This window comes from Microcystis sp. LEGE 00066 (genome assembly GCF_015207925.1).
Taxonomy (GTDB): domain Bacteria; phylum Cyanobacteriota; class Cyanobacteriia; order Cyanobacteriales; family Microcystaceae; genus Microcystis; species Microcystis ichthyoblabe_A.
On the sequence record NZ_JADEVX010000284.1, the window covers coordinates 1 to 3,901 of the forward strand.

A 3,901-nucleotide genomic window follows, 5' to 3' on the forward strand; every position below is an offset into this window, starting at 1 on the left:
AGATTTATGAAACCTCAGAGAATCCGACAGAGGGAATGCTATCCATCTCGGAATGGTTGGCAAAATCCTCCAGTGTTTTTACTAAGAGTTGTCAAACAATCCGAAACTGGTTTGGAGAAATAATTAGGGCTCTACCGAACCTGTCATGTAAAACTATCAATAACTCATGCTTGTAAAGTTTGTACACTAAGGCTTTGAGTTTTTGTTAGATTGATATTTATCAACTTTAGAGCCTTGCTGTGCAGAGAGGGAGCTTGAGGAATTTTCTACAGTGTAAGTTCGGAAGAACCATAATTAGTTATTTCGAGCGAAGGACAACGAATGGGATGGTCGAGGGAATCAACAATAAACTTAAACTAATAAAAAGAAGAGGCTATGGCTTTAGAAACTTTCGTAATTTTTGGGTTAGAAGTATGTTATCTTGGCATCTTGTCTGTTGATTTAGCATAAAGAGTAACGAAGAGCCGGAAAAGTTTTCATAATACCTGGCTTCCCCATTGACAAAAAGCCATAACCTGTGCTGCAGGAAGGATTAACAGAATTTCCGATACCCCCTTACTGGGTACAAATTAAGGAAACCTCTAATAAATCTAACGCCGTACAAACTCCTCGTCAATAGCAAATCAGGTTATACTTCACACCCCACACCCCACAATCTACCCCCACGAAAAACTTTTTCAGCAGACCCTACCTATCGATCCCATTTTTTCCTATTCTAAGCGCACAATCTCTCCACCTCTGGCTAGAGATAATTCTGCTGCCTGGAGGATTTTGACTAATTCCGTTCCTACCGATCCTGAAGATACAGGAGAATCGACACCCGTAGCCACTGACTCTAAAAAATGTTCGCACAATGCTTTCAGTGGTTCACCATCGGCAATAGGGATAGATTCCGTCTCCTGTCCCCGGGGAATAAAATAGGCTTCCTGACGATCAAAATGGCCTTTTTGTCGGGTTAAAGGCGATCGAGAGTCTAATTCATTGAAAATTAAAGTCCCTTCGCTGCCAACTATCCCTAAACGTCGCTGTTTATCGGGATTCAACCAACAAAGGTGAATAGTCGCTTGAAAACCATCGCCATATATCAGGGTTAACCAGACTAAATCGGCTAGATTAGGTTGTAGCCAAAATGTTCCCCTCGCTTGTATTAATACTGGCGTACTATTTAACCAATGATTAAAAATCGAGATATCGTGAATAGCCAGATCCCACAAAGCGGACACATCCTGACGAACAGGACCCAGATGGGTGCGAGTGGCATAACCATAAAGAGGTTTACCGATGCCACCAGATTGCAGGACTTTTTGTCCGGTGATAACGGCGGGATGAAAAAGATAGGTATGATCAACTAATAAAATACGCTGTTTTTGCGCCGCTAATGCCGTTAATTCGGCACATTCTTGGGGATCGAGGGTTAAGGGTTTTTCGGCGAGGACGTGATAACCTAAATTAAGAGCATCTTTAATCAGGGGATAATGACTGATGGCGGGAGTAACGACGACCACAGCCGAGATTTCGGGGTGAAGGCGGATTGATTCCCAGTCATTGGCTAAAATAACTTTATTAGTATCGAGATTAAATTGATCGCGACAGAGATGAAGTTTTTCAGGGGAGGAGTCAACGATCGCCACTACTTGTGCTGAGGGATGTTGAGAAAAATGACGGACGAAATGGACTCCCCAACGTCCTACCCCTAAGATAGCGATTCCTGTGGACATTTTGCTTACTCAGATAAATCAATCTAGTTTATTTTAAAAGGATTAGGCGCAATTGTTTATTGATTCTGAGAACTGGAAGGGATTATGTTAAAATTTTTTATCGATCGAGGGGGAACTTTTACCGATATAGTGGCGATAATCGATCGACCAGAAATTATTGAACGACTAGCTAGAGATGCCGCTAGATTTCTGATTGTTCCCCTTGCCGATCAACAGTGGATTGTTCTCTATAAACTGCTCTCGGAGAATCCCGAAAAATACCCAGATGCAGTCATTCAAGGGATCAAAGATATTAGCGGTTCCCTAGATAACATCGAAGTGATTAAAATGGGAACAACGGTAGCCACCAATGCGCTGTTAGAAAGAAAAGGAGAGCGCACGGTTTTGTTAATCACCAAAGGGTTTAAAGATGCCTTGAGAATTGGCTATCAAAATCGCCCCGATATTTTTGCCCGTCAAATTATTCTTCCTTCTTTATTATACGAACAAGTTATCGAAGTGGCCGAACGCTACGATAGTCAAGGACAGGAATTAATCACCGTTAATCCCGACCAAGTTAAAGCCGATTTAATACCAGTTTATCAAGCGGGTATCCGAAGTTGTGCGATTGTTTTTATACACGGTTATCGTTATCCTGACCACGAAAAACAAGTGGCAGCCATTGCCGAAGAAATCGGCTTTACTCACCTAGCCATTTCCCACCAAATCAGTCCTTTAATGAAACTGGTATCCCGGGGAGATACCACGGTAGTTTCTGCCTATCTATCGCCAATTTTACGCCGCTATGTTGATAGTATTAGCCAGCAATTACCGAAGACTAGCTTACTATTTATGAAATCCGATGGCGGTTTAGTCACAGCCGATAAATTTCAGGGCAAAGATAGCATTTTATCTGGTCCTGCGGGGGGAATAGTTGGGGCAGTACAAACCAGTTTAAGGGCAGGATTTAGCAAAATTATCAGTTTTGATATGGGAGGAACTAGCACCGATGTTTCCCATTTTCAAGGGGAATACGAGCGGCAAACAGATAACGAAATTGCCAGCGTAAGAATGCGAGCGCCGATGTTAAGTATTCACACCGTGGCCGCTGGTGGGGGTTCAATTTTAGTCTATGATGGTTATCGTTTTCGAGTCGGGCCAGAAAGTGCCGGAGCTAATCCCGGACCTGCCTGTTATCGACGAGGTGGACCCTTAACAATTACCGATGCTAATGTTTTGTTAGGAAAAATTCAAGACGCCTATTTTCCCGCTATTTTTGGACAAGAGGGAAATTTAAACCTAGATAGAGAGATTGTGCTGACAAAGTTTCAAGAATTGGCGGCAACAATGGGGGGTAATAATAGTCCTGAACTCCTGGCTGCTGGGTTTATTCAAATTGCCGTAGAAAATATGGCTAATGCGATTAAAAAAATCTCTCTGCAAAAGGGTTATGATCTCAGTGATTATACTCTTTGTACCTTTGGCGGTGCTGGGGGTCAAGTGGCCTGTTTAATTGCCGATACTCTGGGAATGAAAAGCATTTTTCTCCATCCCTACGCCGGGGTTTTAAGTGCCTACGGCATGGGTTTGGCCGATTTGAGGGTAATTAAAGAAAAAGCGATCGAACAGCCGTTAAATGCCGATTTAATCGGGCAGTTACTCACGGAAATGACCGAATTAGAAGTCTTAGCGGGTCGGGAATTAGAGGGTTATAATCGGGTGCGGCAGCAAGTCAGTTTAAAATATCAAGGCAGTGATGCCACTTTAGCGGTTAATTTTAGCGATCAAATGCGTCAGGATTTTGAACAGGAACATCAAAGACGTTATGGGTTTAAACAAGAACAAAAAGCTTTAATTGTTGAGTCGATTGCCGTGGAATTGATCCAGACTATGGACAGTCCCCAAGAAGCAATTTTAACTCGCACCCGTCCCATGGGAGAATTACCTCCTATGCTCGATAGAGTAGCGGTTTTTATGGCTAATCAATGGCGGGAAACGCCAATTTATCAGCGTTCAGATCTGCAACCTTTTGGTTGTCTGGCAGGACCCGCAATTATTATCGAAAAAATTAGCACGATTGTGATTGAACCGGGTTGGATGGCAAAATTAACGGAGAAAAATCATTTAATTCTCTGCAAAGCTTAACTAGGGTTTGCGGCAAAAAGTTTTTCGTGGGGGTAGGGTGTGGGGTGTGGGGTGTGGGG

The 3,901-nt window shown here is 42.9% G+C and carries 2 protein-coding genes and 1 pseudogene; 2 read left to right on the top strand and 1 reads right to left on the bottom strand.

The features are described 5' to 3' along the window. Positions 1-290: 290 nt before the first annotated feature. A pseudogene (locus IQ224_RS22420) lies at positions 291-440 on the top strand (transposase); the annotation flags it as partial. A 270-nt stretch (positions 441-710) separates the two neighbouring features. On the opposite strand, the gene IQ224_RS22425 reads toward IQ224_RS22420, so the two are convergent. Next, on the bottom strand, positions 711-1,718 hold the full coding sequence (locus IQ224_RS22425; RefSeq protein WP_002749377.1) for a Gfo/Idh/MocA family protein: 1,008 nt from the start codon (positions 1,716-1,718) through the stop codon (positions 711-713). An 84-nt stretch (positions 1,719-1,802) separates the two neighbouring features. Here IQ224_RS22425 and IQ224_RS22430 point away from each other — a divergent pair, with 84 nt between their 5' ends. Beyond that, positions 1,803-3,842: a hydantoinase/oxoprolinase family protein gene (locus IQ224_RS22430; protein ID WP_084989821.1), complete on the top strand. Its 2,040-nt coding sequence runs from the start codon at positions 1,803-1,805 to the stop codon at positions 3,840-3,842. Positions 3,843-3,901: the final 59 nt, after the last annotated feature.

Excerpts from the sequence above, each read along its gene's own strand:
- IQ224_RS22425 (WP_002749377.1), bottom strand. The coding sequence starts at position 1,718 with ATGTCCACAGGAATCGCTATCTTAGGGGTAGGACGTTGGGGAGTCCAT.
- IQ224_RS22430 (WP_084989821.1), top strand. The coding sequence starts at position 1,803 with ATGTTAAAATTTTTTATCGATCGAGGGGGAACTTTTACCGATATAGTG.